Source organism: Streptomyces sp. NPDC001020 (assembly GCF_053599115.1).
The window spans coordinates 19,460-43,911 of the sequence record NZ_JBSFLQ010000050.1; the positions used below are offsets into that span (position 1 = coordinate 19,460).

Here is a 24,452-nt window from a genome sequence, read left to right on the forward strand (position 1 = left end):
CTTCCACACTCGGAACCATGCAACCGCATTGCTGATCGCTGGCAGCCTGGTGGCACTCACTGGCTGCGGTGACAACGACAGCCCGTCACAGGACAAGGCCAAGGCCACAGCGTCCTCGCCGGCTCCCGCGCCGTCGACACCGGGTGCGACATCAGCACCCGCCAGTGCAGATGATCCCGGAGCTCCTGTCGAAGCCGCCTATCGCCATTACTGGGACGAGAAGGTCGCTGCGAACGCTAAGGCCAGCATGCAGGGCACGCAGTTGAAGAAGTACGCCGTTGCCGAGGCCTATGCGGCTGCCGAGACGGAGGTGAAGTGGCTGAAGTCCAAGGGCTTTGTGACAACAGGCCAACCTACGTTGTCACCCAAGGTGACCTCCGTCGACCTCCAGCGCCAAGTGCCGCAGGGCTCGCTGACCGACTGTACGGACGTGTCGCGGTGGAAGGTGGTCAAGGCCTCCACCGGCCAGGAAGTCACCCTGCCCAAGGGCCGACGGACGAAGTACGTCACGAAGGCCCTTGCGGAGAAGTGGTACGGCCATTGGGTGATCGTCAAAGTCACGGCGGAGAACCAGGCATGCTGAAGCGTCATACCGTCATCAGCATGGTGGCCGCCGCTGCCTTAGTTGTCGCTTGCGCTTCCTCCGCCCGGGCTGGCGACGGCCCCGACATCAGCACCGGCGACTGCGACGGAATGTCGTTTTGCGTGGGCGTCGGCACTGATGGGCACAATGGCGGGCACAGCCAGGGCGCTGGGAAAGGACGGAAGGCCTCCAGCGGCGGCAAGAAGTCCGACTGCACTGTGCGCCGCGCGGACCCCCAGCCGCCCCCTGGCAGCACGTTCTACGTCGGCGACGGGAAGATCGCCTACGAACGTAGGTGTCCGAACGGGCTCATGACTTACTTCGGTGCCGAGCCGGGCGCGAACGCGCCGACCGTTGACCCCGCGGTTCTCGCACAGCAGGCCGTCGACAAGATGAAACTCGCTGGGCCCGACATCGCCAGTCCCCGCGCGGCCGGCCGGTACACAGTGGGTGTCCCTGTGTGGATGTGGGTCAATCGGAGCGCGACCACGTACGGGCCGAACTCGGCGTCTGCGACCGCTGGCGGAGTGACCGTCACCGCGACCGCTGAAGTGTCGAAGATTGTGTGGAGCATGGGTGACGGTTCCTCGGTGACATGCACCGGTCCCGGTACTCCCTACAGCGCCTCCAACGGCATGGCCGAGTCACCAACCTGCGGACACGTGTACTCCCAGACCTCGGCTGGTCAGCCCTCCGGCAAGTACCAGCTAACCGCGACGTCGACCTGGGCGATCAAGTGGCAGGTTGCCGCCGGCGGTGGCGAGACGGGTCAACTCACCGAGACCCGGCAGACCCAGATGCAGGTGGCGACCGGCGAAGTGCAGGTCGTCAGGTAACGCCGCCGGAAGGAACCAATGTTGAGTAAGACCCAAGAACGTGTAAATACCGCCGGTTCCCACGAATTTTCCTCGCAGGGACGCGTGGCCGGTCCCGTGGCTCCCCCGCGGGTGTCGGCCCGCCGACGTCGTCCAGGGATCCTTGCCCTGTCACTGGCGCTGATCGCGGCCGGTGGAGCCGGTGTGGCCGTGCTGTTGCTTCAGGTCGGCCATCGCACGGAGGTGGTGACCGTGGTCCGTGACGTCCAGGTCGGCCAGGTCATCACCGAGGACGACCTGGGCAAGGCGTCCGTCGCCCTGGACCCAGCCGTCAAGGCGGTGCACTCGGACGACCTGAAGTCGGTGATCGGCAAGCGTGCCGCCGTGGAACTCAAGCCCGGCTCCCTGCTCGCCCTCTCGCAGGTGACAGGGGACACGCTGGTGAAGGCCGGTGAGCAGTTGGTGCCGATCGGCCTGGAGCCCAAGCAGATCCCGGCCACCGCTCTGCTGCCGGGCCAGAAGGTCAAGCTGGTGCACGTCCCGGCTCAGGGCACGACGGATACCGGCAAGACGTCCGACGCCCTGCCGCAGACCATCGACGGCCGGGTTGTGAAGGCGTCCGGTGCCGCCCCGGGTACGGGCATCGTGGTCGTCGACGTCGCGACGTCCGCCACCGACGGTCCCACGGCCGCCGCGTGGGAGGCGGCGGGCACCCTGCGCCTGGTCCTCGCGGCTCCGGACGGTAACTGATGGCTGTCATCGCGCTCGCCGGCTGCAGTGGCGCTCCCGGCGTGACCACCAGCGCCCTCGCCCTGCTCCTGTCGTGGCCGCTGGAGGCGGGTCGGCGGATGATCCTGGCCGAGTGCGACCCGGACGGCGGTGCCGTCCTGCACGGGCTGCTGCAGGGCACGCTCGGCGACCGGTACGGGCTGCGCAACCTCAGCGTCGCTGCCCGCAAGGGCGAGTTCAGCGATGCCTTCTGGCGGCAGCTGATCGACCTGAGCAGCGAGGACAGCAAGAAGGAGTCACCGCGCGACCGGCTGCTGCTGCCCGGCCTCACCGACCCCTCGCAGTCGGCGAGCCTCGGCCAGGTCTGGAAGATCCTCGCGCAGATGTTCCGCGGCATCGAGGCCGAGAGTGGCCACGACGTCCTCATCGACCTCGGCCGCCGCGGCACCTACGGGCCCTCTGGAATCCTCGCTGAGCAGGCCGACGCCACCTTCGTAGTCGTCCGCAACACCCTGCGCTGCCTGCAAGCAGCAGAGGGCCGGGTACGCGCACTCGAGGAACGCGTAGGTGACATCAGCGTGCTGATGATCAACGAGGGCCCGTATCCCGCAGGCGAAGTACAGCGTGTGCTGCAGGTGCCCGTAATCGCCACCCTGCCGTACGCGCCGAAGGACGCCCGTGTGCTCTCCGACGGCGCCGAACAGCCCCGCCACTTCACCAAGTCGCCGCTGATGAAGGCCGCCCGCACGAGCAGCACGCTGCTTCTCCAGCAGGCCGCCATGCGCCGGGCCCGCCTCGATCCACGCGTCGGACGCACGGCAGGCGGGGAGGTGACCCATGCAGGCTAGGCCCCTGCACCCCGACCCCACGGTGACACCGCCGCCCCAGGAGTGGAGGCGTCAGACCAACGGCGCTCCAGCGCCTGCCGGCGCTGCCACGAGTACCCAGGTCCTCGGCACGGCAGCACCTCAGATCACCGTCGACTACCGGGTGGCCAGGGACATCGCGTCCCAGGTCGCCAAGCAGCGCGAGGAACTCCTCAAGACCAAACCCGACATGGACCGGGCCAGCGAAGAACAGCGCTGCCTGAACTGGATCGCCGAGGCCGTCGCGCTGTGGTCCGACGCCCAGGCGATGACGCCGCAAGAAGACGAGGCGCTGCGGCGCGCCGTGTACGACCTGCTCTTCAGGGCCGGCCGGCTCCAGCCGTACCTGGACGACGAGCGGGTCGAGGACATCATCATCCAGGGCCCGCACGAGGTCTGGCTCGACTACGCAGACGGCGAACGCAGCCGAGTCGGCCCCATCGCGGACTCGGAAGAGGAACTGCTGGAGCTGCTGCGCGAGTTGGCCAGGGGATCTGGGCACAGTGAGCGGACGATCTCCACCGCGAACCCCACCCTCGCTCTGTCGCTGCAGGACGGCTCCCGCCTCCAGGCCATCACCGGGCTCGGGCCCATGACCTATGCGGTCATCCGCCGACACCGGGTCTCCCACGCGAATCTCGACGACCTGGTCCGGCTGGGCACCATCGACCCGATCCTGCGCGAGTTCCTCGGCGCCGCCGTGCGCGCGGAGAAGAACATCATGATCGCGGGGAAGCAGAAGGCCGGGAAGACCACGCTGATGCGGGCGATGCTCAAGGAGTTCGACCCGGAGTGCCGGTTCGCGACCATCCAGACCGAGGACGAGCTGTTCGCCCACGCCAACGGCTACCACAAGCAGGTCGTCTCCCTGGTGGGCCGTGAGTCCAACGGAGAGAAGGACGTCACCGGCCGCGGCGCCGGCGAGGTCACGCTCCTGGACCTGATGCATCCCGCGCTGCGGATGTCGCTGGAGCGGATCGTGGTCGGCGAGGTCCGCGGACCCGAAGTCGTCGCCATGATGCAGGCTCTGACGAACGGATCGGGCGGCAACCTGTGCACCATCCACGCGCGGCGCCCGGACATCATCTTCGACCGGATCGCCGAGCTGTACGCGCTCGCCCAGGAGAACCTCTCCGAGCAGCTCGCCTACCGGCAGACCGCCAACGGCCTGGACTTCATCGTCTACGTCGACATGACAGACGAGACACAGATCGGCGGCCGCCGCCACCGCTACGTCTCCCATGTCCTGGAGCTGACCGGGATCGGCGAGAACGGCCGGCCCGCCACCAACGAGATCTTCTCCCCCGGCCGCGAGTGGGGCGAACTGCGAGCGGTACCGCGGATGGACCCGAGCTGCGTCGATGACCTGCGCCGCGTCGGCTTCGACTCCGGTCTGCTGCAGCAGTCGTACGGGGCCTGGTCGGCGCCGCTGCCGCTGAAGGTGGGGGTAAGCCGATGACGCTGCTGTTCGGGCTGCTGTGCGGCATGGCCGTGGTCGGCGGACTGATCGCTGTCGTGGCGGGACTCGTGGGCACCACGGCGCCGCGCCGGGCCCCGCTGCTCAAGCGCTGGCAGGCGGCGCGCGGCGGGAAGAACCAGAGCGAGGACGCCCGGCTGCGGAGACGTACTCTCCTCGCCGCGGCCGTCGTGGTCTTCGTCGCTGTGTGGCTGGTCTCGGGGAACTTCGTCGGCGGGGTGCTCCTGGGTGCGGCCGTCATCGGCGTGCCCTGGCTGATCAGCCCCGCGCAGATGGCGCAGGACCGCATCGGCCAGCTGGAGGCGCTGAGCGAGTGGACGCAGCGGCTCGCCGGCCTGCTGAGGCTGGGCATGGGCCTGGAACAGGCGATGATCACCAGCCGTCAGGGCGCGCCGAATGAACTCGCCCCGCAGATCATCAACCTGTCCGACCGGCTGCGCCTGGGGTGGCGGCCGGACGGAGCCCTGCGAGCGTTCGCCGAGGAACTCGACGACGTCACAGCCGACAAGGTGGTCGCCGCGCTCATCCTGTCCGTCAACGACCGCGGCCCCGGCCTGGCTCAGGCACTGGAGGATCTGTCGGGCACCGTCCGCGAAGAGGTCGCCCGCAAGCGCGCCATCGAGGCGGACCGGGCCAAGCCCCGCACCACTGTGCGGTGGATGACCATCATCACGGTGGGCGTCGTGGTGGCAGGGTTCTTCGTGCCGTCCTACACGAAGCCGTACTCCACCCTCCTCGGACAGCTCGTACTCGCCTTCCTGACGACCGGTTTCGTCGGCGTGCTCGCCCTGATGCGGCAGCTGGGCAACTTCCGCCGCGTCCCCCGCTTCCTGATCACCGACCCGACCAGCACTGTCCGGCTGCCCGCTCCCGCGCCGGAGCCGGAGCTGCCGGTCGCCGCCCGGGAACCGGAAGGAGCCGCCTCGTGAACCTGCTCCCCGTCGTTGCGACCGGCGGTACGGTCGGCGCCGGTGTCGCCTTGCTGATCCGGGAACTCCTGCCGCCTCAGCCCGCGTTGGGGACGGCTCTCAAACGCAGCGCACCGGCCACGCTGACCATGCCCGAACCGGAACTGGACCGTGAGGAAGTCTGGGGCCGGTGGCTGCTGGCCCGCCTCGAGCGCCTGCCGGGCGTGAGGGTCCCCACCACGAACTTGGCCCTGCTCGGGCAGGGGCCGGGCCAGTTCATGCTCAAGAAGACCGCGCTCGCCGCGCTGGGTCTGCTCTGCCCGGTGATCGCGACGATTCCGTGGATCATCGCGGGTGTGGGCCTGCCGTTCTATGTGCCCGCCGGTGTCGGACTCATCGTCGCCGCCCTGCTGTTCATCACGCCTGATCTTGCAGTGCGGGACCAGGCCAAGCGGGCCCGGGAGGAGTTCGCGCACGCCCTGTCCGCCTACCTCGACCTGGTCGCCCTCAAGCGGGCCGCCGACGCCGGCCCCGCCGAAGCTCTGGAGAAGGCCGCCGAGGTCGGCGAGGGCTGGCCCTTCCTGTATCTGCAGGGCGCACTGCGCCGGGCCCGGCTGGAGAAGATCCCGCCGTACCAGGCCCTCACGGAACTCGCCCACGAGTACGACCTGCCCGTCCTGGACGACGTCGCCGACATCATGCGTGGCAGCGCCACCGACGGCGCCGCCGTCTACAAAGCACTGCGGGCCCGCACCGCGGCGCTCAACGCCGAACTGCTGGCCGACCAGGCGGCCGAGGCGAACGCGGCCAGCGAAAAGATGACCGCGCCGGGAGCGCTCCTCGCCGTCTTGGTGATGCTGCTGATGGCCTTCCCTGCCGTGATCCGCATGCTGACCGTCTAAAGACCACTCCGACTCGTTCAACGCTCCAGAGAGGCAAAGGAACATGAAGCAGACCGCAGCCCGCACCCGCCGTGCTGTGCTCCGGGCGACCACGCACCCGCACACCGCCGCGCCGTTCACCACGTCACGCGGACCGGGGCGTGGCCGCCGGGGCGCGCACACCTGGGCACGCGCCAACGGCGCGGTCCTCCGGCTCACCACCCGAGTGCAGGAAGGCCTTCAGGAGGCCTCCCGCCGGCCGGACCGGGGCGACATCTCCACCACGACCGTCATCATCTGGGTGGCCGCGGTCACCGGTGCCGTTCTGATCGCGGGGACCATCGCCGTCGTGATCGCCAAGTACAACGGCAAGCTCAACGGCCTGTGATGAAGCCTCCCGAGCGGCTGACGGCCTGGTGGCAGGGGCGCCGATGGCGTGACGACCGCGGGGACACGAGCATCCAGATAGCGATCATCTTCCCGTTCGTGCTGCTTGCCACGGTCGCCGTTATCCAGGCCTCCATGTGGTACTACGCCCGGCAGATCGCTTTGACCGCTGCCCGTGAGGGCCTCACCGCCGCCCGCGCCTACCAGTCGAGTCCGGCCGACGGTGCGGCCCAGGCACGGAACGTGCTGGGGCGCACAGCGGGCGACAGCTTGAGCGGTTACAGCGTCTCCGCCGGCAGCGACGGGCAGCGGGTGCGGGTCCAGGTGTCCGGCACGGCTCTGTCGATGATCCCGGGTGTGCCGGGCCTGCAGGTCACGCAGTCGGCATCTGGCCCCGTGGAGCGTTGGACTGTCCCGGGGGAATGATTCAGGTGCGATCCATGGCCCCTTGGGCACGCAGACTACGCAGCGATGAAGGCAGCGCCGCGATCGAGGCGGCGATCGTCCTCCCAGCCTTGATCATGTTTTTGTGCATGGCGATCGCGGGCGGCCGGATCGTCACCTCCGGCGCGAAAATCGACTCCGCGGCGGAGGATGCGGCAAGGGAGGCGTCCATCCACCGCACAGCGGCGGCCGCGCAGAGCGCCGCGCAGTCGGCGGCTGCCGAGTCCCTGGACGACCAGGGCATCAAGTGCGCGTCGACCAGCGTCAGTATCAACACTGGCGGTCTCAGTGTGCCGGTGGGACAGGTCGGCACGGTCACCGTGACCGTGACCTGCACGGTCAATCTGTCCGACCTTCTACTTCCGGGTGTGCCGGGAGCTAAGACGCTCACGTCGACGGCGACCTCGGTGGTGGACCAGTACAGACAGCGGGGTGACTGATGATCTCCCGCCAGATCTGCCTGCGCCGAACGCGGCTGGACGACCGGGGAGGCGTCACGGTGTTCGTCGCCGTGTGCGTCATCGCGCTCATCGGGATCATCGGCGTCGCCGTCGACGGCGGCAGCAAGATGCGCGCCACAGAACGCGCGGACTACATCGCCGGCGAAGCCGCGCGGGCAGGCGGGCAGGCCATCGATCCCGCCGATGCGATCAGCGGGAGGGCGATCGTCGTGGACCCGCAGGCCGCAGCCGCAGCAGCCCAGGCCTACTTGCGCTCCGCCGGTGCCACCGGCACGGTCAGCGTGTCCGGCGACGGCAGGACACTCACCGTCAATGTCACCGGCACCTACAACACCAAGTTCTTGTCTGTGGTCGGGATCGGCTCTCTGTCGGTGACCGGCCATGGCAAGGCCACCCTCCTGCATGGCGTCACGGCTCCCGAAGGAAACTGATGCGCACCACACCCTCCCCCGCCGCAACCGCTGGCCGCACCCTGGCGCGGGTTCTCAAGGCCGTGCTGAGTCTTCTGGTCCTGACGGTCGCGGTCGCCGGGCTGCCGCTGCTGCTGGCGTGGGCCACCCCAGTCATCTGGGCTGCCACCCACAACGACATCATGCACCTGCTGGACCGGCAGGACACCGGCAGCGTGTTCCTGCTGCTGCTCGTCGCGGTGGGATGGATCGGGTGGGCCCAGTTCACGTTCTGCGCCGTGCGCGAGCTGATCGCACAGGTGCGGGGCCGTACCTGGCATGCCCCTCGCGGGATGGGCGCCTCGCAGCGCGCCGCGGCGCTCCTGATCGGCAGCATCCTGGTGCTGCTGCCCACGAGTTCGGCACTGGCCTCCGACGCCCAGGCCGCACAGGCCACCACGGCGGCGCACGTCCCCGGGCAGCCCCAGACGTCGCAGGCCACCGAGACGGAGCAAGCGCAGACGCCCGCGGCAAGCACACCGGCGTCCGGCAACACGTACACGGTGCGCGAGACGCGGCCCGCGGAGAGCCTGTGGGGCATCGCTGAACGAGAGTTGGGGGACGGTGAGCGGTGGCGGGAGATCGCTGCCCTGAACGAGGGCCACACCATGGTCGACGGCACCGTTTTCCATGCGAATAGCTTTCTGCAGCCCGGCTGGCAGCTGGAGATGCCCGACACCTCAACTGGGGTGGGAAGTCTCCATGCGCAACTGGGTGACAGTGCCCCAGCTGCCGGCGAGACGAGTGAGCACGTCGTCACGGTCCACTCGGGCGACTACTTGTCGAAGATCGCGGAGAAAGAGCTCGGCGACGGCGACGAATGGCCGGAGTTGTTCAAGGCCAGCCGGGGCAAGGAACAGCTGCACGGCCTGCCCGCGATCACCGACCCGAACGTCATTTACGCGGGTCAGCAGGTCACCGTGCCCGGCTCCCAGCCCGAGCAGCCGCCCCAGGGCCGTGACCAGGGTGACAAGGCGGGCAGTCAGGAGACCACTCCCCCGGCCAGCCAGAAGCCCGACGGTGAGCAGAAACCGGGCGACGGCCCGGGGGACGAACAGGCATCCGCGCCGAACACCACCACACCCGCACCAGAATCCCCGGCCCCCAGCGCACCGGCCAACCGCCCTGCCGAGCAGCCCGGGCAGGATCAGTCTCCGTCGGCACCGGCCTCTGCGACCTCGAAACCCAGCGTCAGCGCGTCGCCCTCTGCCGCCTCCCCGTCGGCGTCAGCTGAAACGTCCAGCTCCGCTGCCGACTCCTCCCCTACCGCGACGGCGGCGGAGCCCGCGGCGCCCGCTCCGGCCAGCACCTCGCTGAACCTGCGCACCGTTCTCGGCGCCGGCGCACTGCTGGCGGCCGCCATCACCGGTGCTCTTGCCCTGCGCCGTACGCTGCAGCGCCGCCGCCGCAAGCCCGGCGAGAAGATCGCCATCGCGTCGGAGACGTCCACGGCCGAGGCCCAGTTGGCGGTGGCCGCCGAGCCGGGCGGCGCTGCCCGCCTGGACGTGGCACTTCGGACGCTGGCCCACCAGGCGGCTCAGGAGGAGGACGCGATCCTGCCGCCGCTGCGGGCTGCCCGGATCGGCACCCGCGCGGTGGAGGTGCTGCCCGAAGATCTCGCCCAGGACCCTGCGGCGCCCTTCGTCTCCGGGCAGGGCGGATGGTGGGCCCTGCCCTCCGATGCCGTCCTCCTGGACGAAGAGGACGCCCGCGAGGTGCCGGCACCGTATCCGGGGCTGGTCACGATCGGCAGCACCGAGGCAGGCGACCTCCTGCTGCTCAACCTCGCGCAGCTGCCCGCGCTGCTGCTGGACGGCAACCCGGTCCACATCACCGAGGTGTGCACCTCCCTGGCCCTGGAACTCGGAATGAGCCCGTGGGCAAGCGAAGTCGAAGTCGTCACCGTGGGGTTCGCCGATGACCTGCCGCAGCTGTTGCCCACTGCGCGGATCGCCCACATGCGCCAAGCCGCGCACGCTCTGCGCGATCTGAGCGAACGGCTGCTGGAAGCGCACCAGATGCCTGAAACCGAGCATCAGCCGTATCTGCTGCTGTGCGCTTCGTCTCTGGACGCGGACACGGCCTGGCAGTTCGCCGATGTCATCGACAAGTCGGGCACGGTCCCCGTCACTTTGATCGCCCCCGCGAGTACGGCGGCCGCGCACTTCCCCGAGGCGGAGATCCTCAACGCCTCCCGCAGTGATCCGCAGAACCTCGACTACGCCGGCGTCGACATCACGGTGCAGCGCCTGGAGCACGCCGCGTACCTGCAGATCGCCACAGCACTGAAGGTATCCGGGCAGCCGTCCCATCCGGCCGAGGGGCCCTGGCAGGACGTCCCGGACGAGCTCGACCAGATGCAGCAGCGTGAGCAGACCGCTCCGGAGGAGCCCATCGCGTCCGCAGCCACCACTGCCCCGAACGTCTCGCTGGCGGCTCCATCGGATGCGGGCAGCGACGTGTTCCCGGCCCTGCTAGCCGCTAGCGCCGACCCGTCCGGACTTCGACTCCTACCCGCCGCCACGACCGCAACTCCGGCAGGCGACGGCCCCGCCACAAGCGCTGAAGCAGTGCCCCCGCCTCCGGCTCCAACACCCCCAACCGCCGCGGAGTCCCCCGCCAGTGGCGAGGACGCGGAGGCCGACGACCATAAGGCCTCGACCGAAGACCCGCCGGAGGCGGAGGAGTGCGAGGCGCATGACCTGCACGCGCCGGAGATCAGGGTGCTGGGCCCGGTCGAGGTGACTGGCGTGGCCAGCACCGGCCACGGCCCGCGAATGGCACAGCTCGCCGCATTGCTGTTCTTCCGGCCCGGCCGGAGTGCGGACGTGCTATGCGCCGACATGGATCCCGTCAACCCCTGGTCCTCAAGCACACTCAACGCCCGCTTGCAGGGACTGCGCCGCTCTCTGGGCAACGACCCCGCAGGCAACCCCTACGTGCCGCGCCGTAGTTGCGGTGAGGACCCGTACCGGCTCGCGCCCGGGGTGCGCTGTGACTGGAGCCGCTTCCTGCAGCTCGTCGAACGCGCTCTTCCGCAGGGTCCCTCCGGCCTGACCGATCTGGAGAAGGCGCTCACTTTGGTGCGCGGCCGGCCGTTCGGAGGCAAGGCCCTGCCCTGGGCCGAGCCCTACCAGCAGGAGATGGTCACACGCATCATCGACGTGGCGCACACGGTGGCCACCTACCGCACGCCCGCGGGCCCGCACCACGACCTCAGCGCGGCCCGCCAGGCCGTCGCGACCGGTCTCGACACCGACGACACGGCGGAGCTGTTGTATCGGGACTGGCTCAGGATCGAATATGCGGCCGGGAACCGGCAGGGTCTGCACATGGCCATCTCCCGCGTCCAGCAGGTCAACCGGGCGCTCGACTGCTCCCTGGAGATGGAAACTACGCAGCTCATCAACGAGCTCCTCAACAGCTCGGGCACGGCCGTGCGCAAGACCCTCTAACCGATGGCTCCGCAAAGGCGCAGCGTCAGAGAGTGTCTAATCAACGGCGGATCTGCTGATCAAGGGAGATACGCCAAGTGAGCGATTCGACGTGCACGCCCGGCGCGATCTCTCCAGCCGTGACTCAGGCGAACCTCTCGTCGACGATCTGCCGCAAGGGCAGCTACACCGCCAGCATCCGGCCGCCCGTCTCGGTCACGAGCAAGGAGAAGCAGCTGAACGCCGCCGCGTACGGGCCACCGGACGCCTGAGCGACGCCGAGTACGACCATCTGCTCAGCCTTCAGCTCGGCGGCGACCCCAACGACTCCCGTAACTTGTGGCTGGAGCCGCCGGACCCGGGCCACAAGCCCGGTACGGGAGTCAACAACAAGAAGGACCCGGTGGAGACGAAGCTGCACACCGCGGTCTGCTCCGGTCAGGTCACCCTCGCCGCCGCCCAGCGCGCCATCGCCAGCGACTGGACCACCGCCCTGTCCAAGCTGGGCCTGAGCTGACACGTGCTGGGCGATCACGCCGCCCGTGGCGTCATCCCACGAGGGTTGGGCGGGCGACGGGGCGTTGTGCACTCATACCGCGGAAGCGACCCACCTCTCGGCGGCAGTGGGGCCTACCGCGGCCTTGAACCCATGGGCGACATCATTCATACAGCTCCGCGTCACGTGGTCTCAGACGCCATCCGCTTACCGATCAACGCGGTTGCCTGGTCGAACAGGGTTCCTGATCGGGTGATCGTGGTGTGGTTGGCGCATGAAGGCAGGGCCTCTTGGTAGCTCGGGGTTGTCGAAGCCAACGAGCAGTTCCAGGAGGCCCTGTTGCCGCAGTCTTTCGTGCTCACGCCCGCGGAGTCCAACGCGCCGTCTCCGTCGTGTGACTGCCTCGCGCACAGGTTCGGCAACGCGGCGGACGGGCCGGACCGTGTGCGGTGTTACGGCTCGGACTTGACGGACGCGGAGTGGCAGGTCATCCGGCCGTTGCTGCCCGTTCCGGCATGGTTTCAGGGGCGGGGCGGCCGGCCGGAGGGCTACTGCCACCGCGTCATGCTGGACGCAGTGCGCTACGTGGTCGACAACGGCGTGAAGTGGGCCAACCTGCCAGCGGATTTCCCGCCGTACCGGCGTGTGCACGCCTTCGCCCGCCCCTGGCAGGTGACGGGCTTGCTCGCCGAGTTCCACGACCGGCTGCGCGACCGCGTGCGGGAGAAGGAGGGCCGTTCACCCGACCCGACAGCCGCGATCGTGGAATCGCAGTCGGTGCGGGCAGCGGCGAACATCCCGCGTTCCACATCCGGCTGGGACGGTGGCAAGAAGGTGGGCGGACGCAAGCGGCACCTGGTGGTGGACTGTCTCGGCCTGGTCCTGGCCGTGCTCGTGACCGCGGCGAGCGTGCAGGACCGCGACGCCGGCGTCGGGCTGCTTCAGCGGATGCGCGGGCTGTACTTCTCCATCCGCCTGGTGTGGGCGGACGGCGGCTATTCCGGCAGCCTGGTCGACTGGGCCCGCGAGAAACTCCGCCTCACCCTGGAGATCGTCAAACGCACTGATGACCTGAGCGGGTTCGTGGTCCTGCCGCGCAGGTGGGTGGTGGAGAGAACGCTGAGCTGGCTGATGCGTTCACGTCGCCTGGTGCGCGACTACGAGACGCTGCCTGTCATGCACGAAGCCATGGTGCTGTGGTCGATGACCATGCTCATGAGTGGCCGTCTGACCGGACGCCGCCCAGGTGCCTTCAGCCGACCGGCACCGCGAGCGCGGTGAACACCCCCGGCCGCACCTGCCGGGCCCACCCCCGCTCCACCAGACGTTTCGCCTTCGACCGCAGCCCCTCGACCTTCGCCGGGACCGCCTCCAGCCCCAACGCCGCGGCCAGCTGCTGGCAGCGCATGCCCTCGCGGCCCGCTTCCGACTCCAGCACCGCCACAATCCGCTGGTAATCCGGCGCCAGGACCGACACCGCCATGCCCTCGGCCCACTGCGGCACGGGCGAGCCCGCTACCGTGCTCCGCGCCGGCTCTGCGACCGCGGACGGCGGCTCGGCCAGCACCTCGACCACCGTCTCACGGGCTTGGGCCAGACGCAGAAGCGTGAGCTCCGCCGCGACGAGCGTGGCCTGCACCCGCTCGGCCTCCTCCCGCAACCGCGCGACTTCTTCCCGGATCTTCTTCTCCCGGGCCTCCAGCAGACCAAGCACCGACGGCACCAGCCACCTCCACAAGCGACGCGAGCGAACGAACCACCCCATCTCTCCCGCCACTGACCGGAGTTCATGCCCACCCAGCCTGAACCAAACGATCACGTTCGGAAAGCGGATGGCGTCTCAGGCCAAATACAACACTCACCCGCGACCTAAAACGCTCAGTCGCATCGGCTGTGCGAGCCCTGTAGTTGGCCCGTCTGGCCAGGTGCGTGCTCAGCTTTGCGTCACTGGATCAAAACCAAGAGTCCTGCGTTTGTATGGCGTCAGCGCTGACCCTTGGTGATCAAGCTGAAGCTTGGTCGGTTCACTCGATCGAGTCAACCGGATCCCTACCTGGCTCGTATCGCCCAGCGGGCATGGGAGCGTCCTGTCGGCCCGAGGTATCGAGTGGGGGGTTTCGTGCTGGTACGACGGTGGTTGGACGTGGCCGGGGTCTTTGATCCGGCGTTGAGGGCGGCTTACACCGTCGCATGCCGCAGGGCTCTGAGCGATCGTGCCGGCGTTACCTGGCTGGGGATTCTGTCAGTACCGTCCCGTGCGCGTCCCTTGACTGCAGCCGCGGCAATGGTGATCTTGGAGGCTGACGCCCGGGCAGACGAAGGGCCCCACGAGCAGCGTCTTGAGCGTTTCGAAGAGTGGGTCGACGCCTGGTATGCCGCGCTGGACTCCGGTTCCAGTGCCGAGCCCATTCTGCACGCGGCGGCGCACGCGCACCGCGTCGCTCCTGTAAAGCCGACGCGGGCGCTGATGGATCAGGCCTTCGCGGCCGCGCGCAGCGATCTTGATTTTCGCGAGTTCCCCACTTATGCCGACTGGCAGGTTTATGCCTCCGGCAGTGCCGGCGCCGCGATGCTGTGGACGCTGTCCATGCGGGGGGAGTACGGCGAGAGCGGCGAACGCATCATCCGGGAATACGGGTACATGGCTCAGCTGGTGGATTGCCTGGCCGATGTGTCCGAAGATGCGAGGGAGGGCCGGCTGTACCTGCCGCTTGAGGATCTCGACCGGTTCGGTGTCCGCAGGGAGGATCTGGCGGCCGGACGCTGGACGTCGGCCACGGCCGACCTGGTCGCCTTCGAAGTAGCGCGCATCACCGGCCGCATGCCAGCCGTGCTGGAGATGGCACGCGCTCATCCATGGCTGTATCCGTTCTGCTCGGCCCTGGACGAGTACATCCGCCCCTTGTGCGCGGCCGTGTTGGAAGCGGGGCCCTCCCTGCTGCGTCGAGTGGCCGTTCCGCCCACAGGACCGATGGTCCGGGGAGGGATGAGTTTGTGGCGCTCCGCCCACGTGACCTCCCGGTGAATGAGATGACGTTGAGCAAAGTTCTGGGAAGGAACTCATGACCACGACGAAGGGGCCCTACACCGCGGATGGGGTGCAGTCCTCAGAGGATGAGAGGGCGGTCAACGAGCTGGTGGAAGGTGAACTTCGGCGGTGGGCGGGCGCCGAGGAGGATCTGATGGGGGTGGCCTGCCGCGACGCGCTGTTTCCGTCGGGCAAGCTGCTGCGGCCGCGGTTGTGTCTGTGGTCGGCGGCCGCCGTGGGCGGCAGCATGGAGCAGGCCCTGGCCTTCGCCTCGGGCCTGGAGTGCATGCACGTGGCGACGCTGATGCACGACGACGTCGTCGACCGTGCCCCCGAGCGTCGCGGGCGGGCCTCCTCGGCCGAGCACTTCGGGATCAGCGTGGCTCTCATGGCCGGCGACGGGCTGGCCTCCACCGCCTATGAGGCCATGCTCGCGTCCACGGAGGCAGGCGTGCCGGCCACCCGTGCCGTGCGGGCGACTCGCGTGGTGGCAGCCGCGGTCAAGCGCACAGTGGCCGCCATCGGCGAGGAGACCCTGGTACGCGAGGACCTCAGCTGCACGCTGGAGAAGGTTCTGGAGATCATCCGCGGCAAAACTGCGGCGTTGTTCGGCGCAGCGTGTCAGGCCGGAGCGATTCTGGCCGACGCGCCCGCTGCCCACGAGGCGGCGCTGCGCGCCTACGGTGAGGAACTGGGCATGGCGTTCCAGATCCGTGATGACCTTCTTCCCTACGTCGGCGCCGCCGAGTCGGGGGGCCTGACCGATGTGGCCAACCGGCAGCCGACCGTGCCGGTCCTCCTGGCCCGGGACGCCACCAGCGCGGAGGACTTGGACAGGCTTCAGGAGCTGTTCTGTGACGACTCCGACGCCGTCACCGCCCACCGCCTGCTGGCTCAGATCCTCGCCCGCAGCGAGGCTGTCGATCAGGCCGCCGAGATGGCTCGCGGGTACGCGGTCAAGGCCCGCGAAGCGCTGGCCGCACTTCCCCCATCGCAGGCCCGGGACCTGCTGGAAGCGCTGACCGACACGGTCGTCGACCGTGTCAGCTGAGCGATGAAGGTCCGGGGTCTGCGGCACGCCTACGGCCGGCGGCAGGTGCTGCGCGGTATCGACCTGGACCTCGGACCGGGGGTGCTGGTCGGCATCGTCGGAGAGAACGGAGCCGGCAAGTCCACCTTGCTCAAGATTCTCTCCGGCGAGCTGTGCCCGGATGCCGGAACAGTGTTCCACCAGGGACGCTTCGGTTACTGCCCGCAGGACGTCGCCCTCAACGACGCCCTGACCGTCCGCCAGCACCTGAAGTTCTTCCAGGCCGCGTATGGCCTGACAGACCTTCAGCGCGCCGAGGAGATCATGGATGAGCTGCGCTTCGCCGAGTACGCCGACGTGCGCGCTGGAGTGCTCAGTGGCGGCACCCGGCAGAAGCTCAACCTGACGCTCGCGCTCATGCACGATCCGCAGGTCCTGCTGCTGGACGAGCCCTACCAGGGCTTCGACTGGGACACCTACCAGCGGTTCTGGCGCCTCGCCGACGGCCTGCGCGCCGAGGGGCGCTCCGTGCTCGTCGTATCCCACCTGGCGTACGACCTGGAACGATTGGACGAACTGTGGCGCTTGGACGGCGGCATCCTCGTGCTTGATCCGGCGGTGGTGGCATGAGGAGACATCTCACCCTGTACACCACCGCGACCCGGTACGACCTGGTCGAGCACGCCCGCAACCGCTTCGCGATGCTGCTGGTCGTCCTATTCGTGCCCGCGTGGATCACGCTCGTGTACCTCAACATCCCTGACAGGCCCGTGCCGTTCCGGCTGGACGCCACCGGGGAGCGGCTGGCCCCGGCCGGCAACCTGCTCACGCAGATCACGGGGGCCATCAACGCCGTCACGCTGATCACCGGTTTCATGATGTTTGCCGCCACCTTCAGCGGAGGCCGTTTCGACCGGCGCCTGGCCATGGCGGGCTACCCCCGCATTCACCTGGTCGCCGCCAAGACCACCTCCCTGACCCTCGCCTCCACAGCGGTCGCCGCCTACGCCACCGCCGTCATCTGCGCCGCCTGGTCACCTGTGCAGCCACTCCAACTCGGCGCAGCCTTGTTCGGCGCCGCCCTAACCTACGGAGCCCTCGGCGTTATTTACGGCTCCGTGCTGCGTCGGGAAGTGGAGGGCATGTTCGCGCTGATCATGACCAGCGTCATCGACGTGGCCATGCAAAACCCGCTGGCGAGCTCCGGGGCCAACAGCCCCTTCATCCGGCTGCTGCCCTCCTACGGCACTGTCCAAGCCGCCACCGCCGCCTGCTTCTCCACCCAGCGCACACCCGCCTACCTGCTAGCTCAGCTGCTGTGGTTCGCGGCAGTTGCCTTGATCAGCCTCCTCACCTTCCACCACCGCACCCGCTCGCGCACCGCCGTCACGCTGGACGACAAGGTGCCCGTGCCGGCCGCCCCCACCCAACCGGTCTGACCCTCGTTGCTGGCGGGTATCGGCTGTCATCGCTTGTGCACAGCGGCCCCGGGCCCGCAGGTTCCCACTGGCAGTAGAACGTAGTGGCTGTCGGCCCGGAACGTGCTGACCGCAGTGTCAGTGATGAACGCCAGCAACCGGGCCTTCGTGCAACCCGTCACTCGGCGAGCCACGGCCACCTCTGTCAGCCACCTGAAACGCACACGCCAGCCAAGTAGACCGCTCACTCGCCACCTAAAACGCTCAGTCACACGAATTCGGTGTATAGCAGGTCCGGAATTTGGTCGCGTCAGAACTCGAATTCTATCGACTGGACGTCCGTGAAATGTGCGACCAGTCCATCGCACTGGGAACCCCAGTCCGTGAAATAGGACTCGGTGATGGCCTTGGCGATGATCGGATGCAGATCCTCATCCGTCGCACCGGCCTCCTGAAGCTGAAGGATCTGCTTCGCGTAATTGGGTGAGATCGCCGTGGTGACGTGCCGTACGCGGCCGTCGTCCGAGGACCCCGAGGCGGTGAATCCGAAGTGGGCGACGACGCGCACCATCATGCCACTGGAGGTGGCAGCCTGCTGGCGTGCTTGTGCCCTGACCTGCGGTTGCCACTCGGACTCGGTCGCTTCCACCAGGGCGGCCCGGAGGCGATTCTGGGGCCTCATCAGCTTCCCTGCACGGTAGCGCTCCACGGTGCGGCGTGAGGTGCCCAGGCGGGCTGCCAGGTCCTTCGTTGAGTCCTTTGTCCGCGTGAGAAGGAATTTCACCTGAGCCGTTGCTGATTTCGGTGCGGGCCGGGTGAAGACCTTCCGCTCCGCCCGTGTGAGGGCCTCCAGGACCTTGCCGCGGCCCGGGGCCGGCTGCTGCTGCTCGTGATCGCTCATACCTCCTAGGGATCACGGATCGCCTGTGGACAGATTCCGGGCGCCGCAGCCCCAAGTCGCCCGCCAACGAGGGGTGTTAGGTGGCCGCCAGATGGAGCCGATGCCCACCCCTTACGGGCGGCAGCTGGTCATCCGTGGTGTCCTGCCCGTCCCGGCGCGCTGACTTCAGCGGCGGGTGACGGCATAGCCCGCGTCGTTGACTGCACGCGTCCATACGTCGCGGTCGAACCACTTGCTGATGTTCGGCTGCACCTCGGTGATGGTGCGCATTCGGGCCTCCCAGTCGTGCCCGGCCGGGCCGCGGCTGTCGTTGCATCCGGCGCAGCCGTCCTCGCCGTGGATGTGGCCGGCCATCCATGCGTTGACCGCCACGTTGATGATGACCGCGTATAGGTCGCCGCCGGTCTGGGCCAGGGAGTCCGGGACGCCGGCGAGGACCAGGGCGAGTTCGGGGTTGTCGATCGGCGGCATCGGGGCCTGGGCCACGCCCTTCTCGCTGCTGCTCTCTTCGTAGGAGGACAGGCTCTGCGCGAGGTGATCGGCTGTGGCCTTAGGGTCGAAGTACCGCCAGGCGGAGCGCACGGCTTCCTTGAACGCCTTCGTGTTCCGCACCATCGCATCGTAGGTGTGCTGGAGCCGCTGCCGAGCGGGTTCACCCGCATTGGCCATGCGAGGACGTGCAGTTGGAGAGGTGTTGTCAGTGGCGGCTGTCACCATCCGGCCATGCCCATCAGCCGGGAGTACGCACGCTCCCTCTTCGCGGACCTGACGCAGAACGCCATGGTGCCGCTGGACCCTGACGAGCTCCTCCACATGCCTGGCCTGCGACAGCACGGCCATGTCTTCTTCGGCGACATAGCGGTGCGCTGCTACAAGTACAAGGCCCACTGGACGTACGACGAACGCGACATCCGCGCCGCCGGCCGGACTTTCGCGGAGATGGACGTGGACCTGGACGACGTCGTCGACGTGCACCTGCCCGTGTACCGCGACGTCCCGGAGCGCGATCCGGAGGAGTGGCACCGTCCCAACTGGTGACGCCGACTGATGTCGTGGATGTGCGATCAGGCCCGCAACAAGCTGCTCCAAGAGGGCCGCCACCATGACGAGTGGGGCTCCTGGCGGGACATCGGCGCGAACGGGCTGCCCGGTGACCTGACGCGGGAGGAGTTCGTCGCGTCAAGCAGCCACCGGCACCTGCAGAACATCGCCGGCACCCGGCCTCTTCAGCTCCTGACGTGGTCCGGGGAGAACTGGCTCCTCCCGCGGGTCTACGCGGGCCTCCTGGACCGCTGGGAGCGGCGGGAGGGGGAGCTGGTGACCCGAGCCCGGTTGTGTTCCTCCTGCGGCGATCAGGGCCCGTACTGGGGTGGCTGGCGGACTCCGACCACGTACGGGTACGTCACCCGGTGCCCGCCGTGCTCCGGGGCGGCCTTCCAGCTGTACACCGGCCACCTGCGTGGCGTGGAGTGCGAGAAAGTGCGCCGTCGCGGCACGCAGGCCGATGACTACCTGTGCCGGTTGTGCAAGGCGAGCCAGGCGTCCGCGTGGGATCACTGCCATGAGCACGGCCATGTTCGAGGCCCGCTCTGCGGCAGCTGCAACACCCGCGAGGGCAAGGCCACGCCGTACTTGTTCCTCCAGCTCGAGGGCGGCGCTCTGCACCTTCTGGAATGCCGCGGCTGCCTTGAAAAGCGGACCCTGCCGCGCCGCTTCCACTTGGACGTGGTCCGCGCGCACCTGGAGCAGACCGAGCGGCACGGTCGATGCGGCAAGAAGCCGTACGCCCGCGAGCTGGAGCGCACGCATGGGGTCCACCGGTTCCAACTGGAGTGCAGCGGCTGGCACGCAACCGGCAACTGGACGAAGGACGTCACGGCATCCGAGGTGGCCGAAATCGTCGCGGTCGCTGGCGCCAGCCTCGTGGGCCTCGAAGAGGCGGGCGGCGTGTCCGTCGCTCGCACCCCAACGATGTTCCTACGGAGGGGGCGACGGGCGGACCGCTCAGCAATAGCCAATCTTCTTGTAACCGACCCAGAACTCGCCCTTGGCATTCAGGCTGGCATTCGTCCCCAGGGATGTGAAGTTATGTGCCCCCGGGATCCTGCCGATCCATCCTTGAACGGGGCTGTCGATGTCCACATAGGGCACCCCGATAGGGTTCAGATGGAAGGTCGCCGAGGCGTTCGTACCGCGCGTGCCGCTCGCGTAGCACGCAGTCAGGTTTGAGCGGCGGAGCACGAGGTCACCGTTGTCCTGCATCGTCAATTTGTAGCCGGCGTTGCAGAGAGCCTGATTGGTGCCCAGCGTTCCAGAGAAGTAAGTGCCAACGCAGGTGACGTCCGCCTGCGCATTCTGCTCGCCAGATGCAGCTTGGGCGGTCGCAGTTCCGCTCATGGCGCTCATTCCCGCGGCTCCAGTCGTCAATACCACGGCCAGCGCTCGCATCGTGCGGCCCATAGATTCCTCCTTCGTGGATCGGGCACGAGGCCCGGATATCGGTCGGGGCATCCAGCGCCGATGGCCAGTGGCCTGCCCCTGGCTGCTCGACCATGTTGTCCGGGGGAGCAGCCGGAAAGCATGCGAGGAACCTAAAACTCGCAGGTCAAGGTGATAGCTGGCCGGGATGCTCCTGCGGGGCCGGGCGGCCCTGTATCGACCCATCGCGCCGTACGAGCGGGATGATCTCGTCCTCGACGGCCCCGGCCTGGCAGACCACCGACCGGCCGGCGCCATTCGATGCGGACGTGCGGATTGGGACCGATCGCTTCTGCACCGGAAAGTGCCCCGGCAAGATCGGAGGAATCTTCCGCTTCGCTAGCCACCTGCCGGATAGCCCGCTTCATGAAAACCAGAAGTTAGGGAGGCGAGCTTCAGGCGGATCTGGTCGGCGTGAGGGTGATCGAGTTCGGTAAGGACGTCCAGAGCATATTGCCAGGCGTCATGGGCAGCATCGGGTTCGTACGCGGCCTGGTGTGTATCGCCGAGTCGATTGAGGATGTCGGCCTCCAGGTATCGATCAGCGAAGCCGCGGCAGAGGGCGAGCGCGCGTTGGTAACTCGTCACAGCCTGGGAGTAGTTGCCCAGGTGGTGGTGGGCGTAAGCGATGGTGTCCCAGGCGTAGGTCTGCCCTTCGAGGTCGTCGAATTCATCAAGTAGAGGCAGGGCCTGTCGGCAGCAGGCCAGGGCCTGTGCATGGTCGCCGAGGCGAGCATGAGACCAGCCGATAGCGGTCAGAGCCTGGGCCTCCCCCAACCGGTGGCCGAATGACTGGTACAGAGTGTGGGCCCGGCGGACGAGCGGGAGCATTTCAGGGAGGGCACCGGGGCCCTGCTGAACCCGCACTCTGGCGAGGTCGATGTGGGTATCAGCCTGCCCAGGCAGATTGCCGGCCTGGGTGAACAGGTCCAGGGCGTGGCGGAGGTGGAAGTAGGCGTCGTCGAAGTTGCCATGGCGGCGGTGGGCGCGGGCGACGATGCGGTGGGCGATGGGCTGCCCGAGGGGATCCGCCACTCGGTCGGCAGCGACTACCGCGGCGTGGCCCACGACGGCCAGGTCCTGCCAATGTCCGCGCCGATCGAGGAAGGTGGCAAGGGCCTGAGCGAGCTGCCAAACGTGGGCGTCGAATCCGGCGGTAGCGGCGTGGCCTACGGCAGCTAGCAGCACGACGCGTTCGGTGGCGAACCAGGCCAACGCGTATTCGTGGTCGGCAGGGTCTTCCGGGTGGACCCCGGGCTGCGGCGCGGGCAGAGGAAGTGAGTCTCGGGCCGGTTCGAGCATCCGGGCAGCGGTGTGTGCAGTAGCCAAATAGTGATCCAGCATCCGATGCACTGCGGCGTGGCGTTCCTGGTCGGAGTCGGTGGAATTGGTCTGCTCAACGGCGTAGTCGTGTAGCAGGTCGTGGAAGGCGTACCGACCTGCGGCGTGCTCGGTGATCAGGCTGGCGCCAGTCAGTTCGGCCAGCAACTCCCGCACTTGGCGTGAAGGGAGGGCAGCCAAGCTAGCCGCTACCGCAGCGGAGATGTCTGGGCCGGGATGCAACCCCAGCAGCCGGAACAACCGAGCCGCGGATGGAGTGAGCGCGGCGTAAGACCAGGAAAACACTGCCCGCACTTCACTGGCCGGGTCACCGGTGGTCAGGACGTCCAACCGTTGGCTGGCCGAGGCCAGCTCCGCCGCCAGGGTGGTGAGGGGGAAACCGGTCTGAGAGGCGCGGGTGGCAACGATGGTCAGTGCGAGCGGGAGCCGGGCACACTGGGCGATGATCTGCTCCACGGCCTGGGGTTCCCCAGCTACACGCCGAGGCCCGATCCGGCGAACCAGTAGCTCCCGCGCTTCATCCTCGCTGAGCAAGTCAAGACTGATCGGGTGCGCGCCGTCTGTGGCGATCAGTCCGGACATCCGATTACGGCTGGTCACCACGACCACCGCTCCCGCGGTGCCAGGCAGCAGCGGTCTGACCTGCTGGGCATCTCGGGCGTTGTCCAGCACCACGAGGATCCTCTTGCCGTCCATCAGGCTGCGGTACAGAGCAATCTGCGCATCCGGGCTCAGCGGGATGTGCTGCGGGGTAATACCGAGGGCGTTCAGAAAACCACGAACCGCTTCGGCCGGATCCATCGCCTGTGCCCTCGGGTCAAACCCCCGAAGGTTCACATACAACTGTCCGTCGGGGAATCGATCCCGAACCCGATGCGCCCAGTGCACTGCCAGGGCGGTCTTACCGATTCCGGCACCCCCACCCACAGACGTGATCACCACGGTCCCCGAACCGGCGGCCGAATCGACCTCCCCAGTGAGCGCGGTCAACTCGCGTCGGCGACCGACAAGGTGGGGGACCGCAGCGGGAAGCTGGTGCGGCACCACACCGCCTACCAGCTCAAGGACGGACGGGGCGGGCAGCACAGTCAGGGACGGATCGGCAGTAAGTATCTGGTGGTGTAAGCGCTGTACAAGCGGACCGGGATCGGTGCCCAATTCATCGGCGAGCTGACGGCGTAGCCCCTGATAGCGCTCCAGTGCGTCAGCCTGGCGGCCACTGCGGTACAGGGCGAGCATCAGCTGGCCAGATATGCGTTCGTCCAACGGGTACTGCATCGCTCGGGCAGACAGGCTCGAGAGTAGTTCGGTATGCCGGGCGCAACGCAACGCGGCATCGACGTAGTCAAGCTCAGCAGCCAAACGTTCGTTGTCGAGGGCGTCACGAAGGGCGTTCGCCCACGGCGTGTCCAGATCGGCCAGCGGCTCGCTCCGCCAGAGTTTCAGAGCCTGCTCAAACAGGCCCAAGATTTGATGATCGTCGCGACCGCTTCGGGCTTGGGCGACTAAAGAGCGGAACTCATGTACGTCCACCGCCTGTTCGTCAACGGCGAGTAAATAGCCGCCGGAACAGCGGTCCAAACGGATCTCGTCGTCAACGGCACGCAGCGCTGCGCGCAGCCGGGATACGTAATTATAGATGGTTTGTCGTCCCCGTTTTGGACCACGCTCGCCCCACACATGGTCGATCAACCGGTCGGCGGAGACAGGGCGGTTGGCCTCCATCAGTAGCACTCCCAACACCGCGCGCTGCTTCGGATGCCCCAGCTCTACCGTCACACCGCCCAGCTGGGCTTCGACGTTACCCAGCAACCGAAACCTCGCCACCATCGCAGCTCCCAATCTCGCAGCCATTCCTGCATGGTGCACTTAGACCGTGTCCTACATGGTGAGGTTGCGGAAGCGCTTGTAGCATCAGCGGAAAACTGCCAGTCCGAGAAAGGACAGGTAGTTGCCTGGTTTTCGTTCGTATCGGTGGTTGAGACGCCGGTATCCGGTCAGCCACGACATGGTGCGTTCGATGACCCACCGTCGGCGGCCGAGTCGTTCGCTGGAGTCGATGCCCTTGCGGGCTATGCGGACAGCAATGTGCTTACCCCAGAGCCATCGCCGCAGGTGAGGCGTCATAGGCCTTGTCCGCGTAAAGCCGCACAGGCTTGGAATCCTGTCGCATGGGATTCGTGCCCCATGTGGAAGTGGGACAGCATCGGCTTCAGGGCGAAGCTGCCGTTAGAGCTCGTAACACGATCATGGTGAGACGCGGTCTACCCTTGTTGGGGTGTCGTCCCTCGCTGTTACTGCTTTTTCGCACTCATCGGCGTCTGCC

General features: G+C 67.9%; 23 protein-coding genes and 3 pseudogenes. 20 read left to right on the top strand and 6 right to left on the bottom strand.

Annotated features, from left to right (window positions below):
- Positions 1–28: 28 nt before the first annotated feature.
- The 14 genes and pseudogenes from ACWDEX_RS32675 (at position 29) to ACWDEX_RS32740 (ending at position 13,211) form a co-directional block, all read left to right on the top strand.
- Positions 29–583, top strand: coding sequence for a hypothetical protein (locus ACWDEX_RS32675; RefSeq protein ID WP_450468092.1), 555 nt, complete (start codon positions 29–31; stop codon positions 581–583).
- A 20-nt stretch (positions 584–603) separates the two neighbouring features.
- Positions 604–1,419: an ATP/GTP-binding protein gene (locus ACWDEX_RS32680; protein WP_450468093.1), complete on the top strand. Its 816-nt coding sequence runs from the start codon at positions 604–606 to the stop codon at positions 1,417–1,419.
- A gap of 84 nt (positions 1,420–1,503) precedes the next feature.
- On the top strand, positions 1,504–2,148 hold the full coding sequence (locus ACWDEX_RS32685) for an SAF domain-containing protein (protein ID WP_450468094.1): 645 nt from the start codon (positions 1,504–1,506) through the stop codon (positions 2,146–2,148).
- On the top strand, positions 2,148–2,975 hold the full coding sequence (locus ACWDEX_RS32690) for a hypothetical protein (RefSeq protein ID WP_450468095.1): 828 nt from the start codon (positions 2,148–2,150) through the stop codon (positions 2,973–2,975). The genes ACWDEX_RS32685 and ACWDEX_RS32690 overlap by 1 nt, the downstream gene beginning before the upstream one ends.
- A complete protein-coding gene (locus tag ACWDEX_RS32695) occupies positions 2,965–4,452 on the top strand; it encodes a CpaF family protein (RefSeq protein ID WP_450468096.1) in 1,488 nt (495 codons plus the stop codon). The genes ACWDEX_RS32690 and ACWDEX_RS32695 overlap by 11 nt, the downstream gene beginning before the upstream one ends.
- Positions 4,449–5,399 (top strand): type II secretion system F family protein, encoded by a 951-nt coding sequence (locus tag ACWDEX_RS32700; protein ID WP_450468097.1) that lies wholly within the window; start codon positions 4,449–4,451, stop codon positions 5,397–5,399. Before ACWDEX_RS32695 ends, ACWDEX_RS32700 begins: the two co-directional genes overlap by 4 nt.
- Positions 5,396–6,280 (top strand): type II secretion system F family protein, encoded by an 885-nt coding sequence (locus tag ACWDEX_RS32705; RefSeq protein ID WP_450468098.1) that lies wholly within the window; start codon positions 5,396–5,398, stop codon positions 6,278–6,280. Before ACWDEX_RS32700 ends, ACWDEX_RS32705 begins: the two co-directional genes overlap by 4 nt.
- A 43-nt stretch (positions 6,281–6,323) precedes the next feature.
- Positions 6,324–6,647, top strand: coding sequence for a hypothetical protein (locus ACWDEX_RS32710; protein ID WP_450468099.1), 324 nt, complete (start codon positions 6,324–6,326; stop codon positions 6,645–6,647).
- Positions 6,647–7,072: a TadE/TadG family type IV pilus assembly protein gene (locus ACWDEX_RS32715; protein WP_450468100.1), complete on the top strand. Its 426-nt coding sequence runs from the start codon at positions 6,647–6,649 to the stop codon at positions 7,070–7,072. Before ACWDEX_RS32710 ends, ACWDEX_RS32715 begins: the two co-directional genes overlap by 1 nt.
- Before the next feature lie 14 nt (positions 7,073–7,086).
- Complete coding sequence (locus ACWDEX_RS32720; RefSeq protein ID WP_450468101.1) at positions 7,087–7,530, top strand: TadE/TadG family type IV pilus assembly protein; 444 nt, start codon at positions 7,087–7,089, stop codon at positions 7,528–7,530.
- Positions 7,530–7,982, top strand: coding sequence for a TadE/TadG family type IV pilus assembly protein (locus tag ACWDEX_RS32725; RefSeq protein ID WP_450468102.1), 453 nt, complete (start codon positions 7,530–7,532; stop codon positions 7,980–7,982). The genes ACWDEX_RS32720 and ACWDEX_RS32725 overlap by 1 nt, the downstream gene beginning before the upstream one ends.
- A complete protein-coding gene (locus ACWDEX_RS32730; protein ID WP_450468103.1) occupies positions 7,982–11,455 on the top strand; it encodes a LysM peptidoglycan-binding domain-containing protein in 3,474 nt (1,157 codons plus the stop codon). Before ACWDEX_RS32725 ends, ACWDEX_RS32730 begins: the two co-directional genes overlap by 1 nt.
- Before the next feature lie 77 nt (positions 11,456–11,532).
- Positions 11,533–11,951: pseudogene (locus tag ACWDEX_RS32735) on the top strand (hypothetical protein); the annotation flags it as partial.
- A gap of 318 nt (positions 11,952–12,269) precedes the next feature.
- Positions 12,270–13,211, top strand: a complete 942-nt coding sequence (locus ACWDEX_RS32740) for an IS5 family transposase (RefSeq protein ID WP_450468104.1) — start codon at positions 12,270–12,272, stop codon at positions 13,209–13,211.
- Here ACWDEX_RS32740 and ACWDEX_RS32745 read toward each other — a convergent pair.
- The gene (locus ACWDEX_RS32745; protein ID WP_450468105.1) at positions 13,183–13,653 is read right to left on the bottom strand and encodes a hypothetical protein; all 471 of its coding nucleotides are present in this window, start codon (positions 13,651–13,653) and stop codon (positions 13,183–13,185) included. The two genes, ACWDEX_RS32740 and ACWDEX_RS32745, sit on opposite strands and share 29 nt — an antisense overlap.
- Positions 13,654–14,073: 420 nt before the next feature.
- Between ACWDEX_RS32745 and ACWDEX_RS32750 the strand changes: the two genes are divergently transcribed.
- Genes ACWDEX_RS32750 through ACWDEX_RS32765 form a run of 4 tightly spaced genes read left to right on the top strand, consistent with a single transcriptional unit; the run spans position 14,074 to position 17,427 of the window.
- The gene (locus tag ACWDEX_RS32750) at positions 14,074–14,955 is read left to right on the top strand and encodes a phytoene/squalene synthase family protein (protein WP_450468106.1); all 882 of its coding nucleotides are present in this window, start codon (positions 14,074–14,076) and stop codon (positions 14,953–14,955) included.
- A 37-nt stretch (positions 14,956–14,992) separates the two neighbouring features.
- Positions 14,993–16,009: a polyprenyl synthetase family protein gene (locus ACWDEX_RS32755; protein WP_450468107.1), complete on the top strand. Its 1,017-nt coding sequence runs from the start codon at positions 14,993–14,995 to the stop codon at positions 16,007–16,009.
- Positions 16,010–16,012: 3 nt separating this feature from the next.
- Positions 16,013–16,618, top strand: coding sequence for an ABC transporter ATP-binding protein (locus ACWDEX_RS32760; protein ID WP_450468108.1), 606 nt, complete (start codon positions 16,013–16,015; stop codon positions 16,616–16,618).
- The gene (locus ACWDEX_RS32765) at positions 16,615–17,427 is read left to right on the top strand and encodes an ABC transporter permease (protein WP_450468109.1); all 813 of its coding nucleotides are present in this window, start codon (positions 16,615–16,617) and stop codon (positions 17,425–17,427) included. The genes ACWDEX_RS32760 and ACWDEX_RS32765 overlap by 4 nt, the downstream gene beginning before the upstream one ends.
- A 289-nt stretch (positions 17,428–17,716) precedes the next feature.
- On the opposite strand, the gene tpg is transcribed toward ACWDEX_RS32765, so the two are convergent.
- Both tpg and ACWDEX_RS32775 read right to left on the bottom strand, forming a co-directional pair.
- Positions 17,717–18,307 carry a telomere-protecting terminal protein Tpg gene (gene tpg, locus ACWDEX_RS32770; RefSeq protein ID WP_450468110.1) on the bottom strand — a complete coding sequence of 197 codons (591 nt, stop codon included), beginning with the start codon at positions 18,305–18,307 and terminating at the stop codon, positions 17,717–17,719.
- A 165-nt stretch (positions 18,308–18,472) separates the two neighbouring features.
- Complete coding sequence (locus ACWDEX_RS32775; RefSeq protein WP_450468111.1) at positions 18,473–18,976, bottom strand: hypothetical protein; 504 nt, start codon at positions 18,974–18,976, stop codon at positions 18,473–18,475.
- Positions 18,977–19,030: 54 nt separating this feature from the next.
- On the opposite strand from ACWDEX_RS32775, the gene ACWDEX_RS32780 reads away from it, so the two are divergent.
- Both ACWDEX_RS32780 and ACWDEX_RS32785 read left to right on the top strand, forming a co-directional pair.
- Positions 19,031–19,345, top strand: a complete 315-nt coding sequence (locus ACWDEX_RS32780) for a hypothetical protein (protein ID WP_450468112.1) — start codon at positions 19,031–19,033, stop codon at positions 19,343–19,345.
- A gap of 18 nt (positions 19,346–19,363) precedes the next feature.
- Positions 19,364–19,873, top strand: a pseudogene (locus ACWDEX_RS32785) (hypothetical protein); the annotation flags it as partial.
- Between the two features lie 438 nt (positions 19,874–20,311).
- On the opposite strand, the gene ACWDEX_RS32790 reads toward ACWDEX_RS32785, so the two are convergent.
- The 3 genes and pseudogenes from ACWDEX_RS32790 to ACWDEX_RS32800 all read right to left on the bottom strand — a co-directional run.
- Positions 20,312–20,767 carry a hypothetical protein gene (locus ACWDEX_RS32790; protein WP_450468113.1) on the bottom strand — a complete coding sequence of 152 codons (456 nt, stop codon included), beginning with the start codon at positions 20,765–20,767 and terminating at the stop codon, positions 20,312–20,314.
- A gap of 357 nt (positions 20,768–21,124) precedes the next feature.
- Entirely contained in the window at positions 21,125–23,980 is a 2,856-nt protein-coding gene (locus tag ACWDEX_RS32795) for an AfsR/SARP family transcriptional regulator (RefSeq protein WP_450468114.1), read from the bottom strand.
- A 60-nt stretch (positions 23,981–24,040) separates the two neighbouring features.
- A pseudogene (locus ACWDEX_RS32800) lies at positions 24,041–24,363 on the bottom strand (transposase); the annotation flags it as partial.
- Positions 24,364–24,452: the final 89 nt, after the last annotated feature.

Bases quoted from the DNA above. Each gene is read 5' to 3' on its own strand.
- ACWDEX_RS32680 (WP_450468093.1), top strand. From the start codon at position 604: ATGGTGGCCGCCGCTGCCTTAGTTGTCGCTTGCGCTTCCTCCGCCCGG.
- ACWDEX_RS32690 (WP_450468095.1), top strand. From the start codon at position 2,148: ATGGCTGTCATCGCGCTCGCCGGCTGCAGTGGCGCTCCCGGCGTGACC.
- ACWDEX_RS32695 (WP_450468096.1), top strand. From the start codon at position 2,965: ATGCAGGCTAGGCCCCTGCACCCCGACCCCACGGTGACACCGCCGCCC.
- ACWDEX_RS32700 (WP_450468097.1), top strand. From the start codon at position 4,449: ATGACGCTGCTGTTCGGGCTGCTGTGCGGCATGGCCGTGGTCGGCGGA.
- ACWDEX_RS32710 (WP_450468099.1), top strand. From the start codon at position 6,324: ATGAAGCAGACCGCAGCCCGCACCCGCCGTGCTGTGCTCCGGGCGACC.
- ACWDEX_RS32715 (WP_450468100.1), top strand. From the start codon at position 6,647: ATGAAGCCTCCCGAGCGGCTGACGGCCTGGTGGCAGGGGCGCCGATGG.
- ACWDEX_RS32720 (WP_450468101.1), top strand. From the start codon at position 7,087: ATGGCCCCTTGGGCACGCAGACTACGCAGCGATGAAGGCAGCGCCGCG.
- ACWDEX_RS32725 (WP_450468102.1), top strand. From the start codon at position 7,530: ATGATCTCCCGCCAGATCTGCCTGCGCCGAACGCGGCTGGACGACCGG.
- ACWDEX_RS32730 (WP_450468103.1), top strand. From the start codon at position 7,982: ATGCGCACCACACCCTCCCCCGCCGCAACCGCTGGCCGCACCCTGGCG.
- ACWDEX_RS32755 (WP_450468107.1), top strand. From the start codon at position 14,993: ATGACCACGACGAAGGGGCCCTACACCGCGGATGGGGTGCAGTCCTCA.
- ACWDEX_RS32760 (WP_450468108.1), top strand. From the start codon at position 16,013: ATGAAGGTCCGGGGTCTGCGGCACGCCTACGGCCGGCGGCAGGTGCTG.
- ACWDEX_RS32765 (WP_450468109.1), top strand. From the start codon at position 16,615: ATGAGGAGACATCTCACCCTGTACACCACCGCGACCCGGTACGACCTG.
- tpg (WP_450468110.1), bottom strand. From the start codon at position 18,307: ATGAGCGATCACGAGCAGCAGCAGCCGGCCCCGGGCCGCGGCAAGGTC.
- ACWDEX_RS32775 (WP_450468111.1), bottom strand. From the start codon at position 18,976: ATGGCCAATGCGGGTGAACCCGCTCGGCAGCGGCTCCAGCACACCTAC.
- ACWDEX_RS32780 (WP_450468112.1), top strand. From the start codon at position 19,031: ATGCCCATCAGCCGGGAGTACGCACGCTCCCTCTTCGCGGACCTGACG.
- ACWDEX_RS32790 (WP_450468113.1), bottom strand. From the start codon at position 20,767: ATGGGCCGCACGATGCGAGCGCTGGCCGTGGTATTGACGACTGGAGCC.
- ACWDEX_RS32795 (WP_450468114.1), bottom strand. From the start codon at position 23,980: ATGGCTGCGAGATTGGGAGCTGCGATGGTGGCGAGGTTTCGGTTGCTG.